This window comes from Pelomicrobium sp. G1 (genome assembly GCF_051905455.1).
GTDB lineage: Bacteria > Pseudomonadota > Gammaproteobacteria > Burkholderiales > UBA6910 > Pelomicrobium.
The window spans coordinates 1-267 of sequence record NZ_JBQACR010000371.1; the positions used below are offsets into that span (position 1 = coordinate 1).

Below are 267 nucleotides of genomic sequence, written 5' to 3' on the forward strand. Positions count from 1 at the left end.
CCTTGGGGCTGGCTTTTTCCCAGGTCCTCGCCCTCATCGGTGGTGCAGATTCCGCCATGTGGGGGAGCGTGGGCTTGAGCCTGCGGGTGAGCCTCACGGAGGTGGGGCTCGCCGCCCTCATCGGCCTGCCGGTGGGGGCCGCCATGGCGGTGGCCCGCTTTCCCGGCCGCAGGGCGGTAACCGTGATCCTCAACGCCCTCATGGGGCTGCAACAGGTGATCGCAGGATTGCTCATCTACCTGCTCTTGTCCCGGGCTGGGCCTTTGG

The 267-nt window shown here is 68.2% G+C and carries 1 pseudogene; it reads left to right on the forward strand.

Annotated elements, in window-relative coordinates:
- Positions 1-2: 2 nt before the first annotated feature.
- Positions 3-267: pseudogene (locus ACTFO6_RS18875) on the forward strand (ABC transporter permease); the annotation flags it as partial.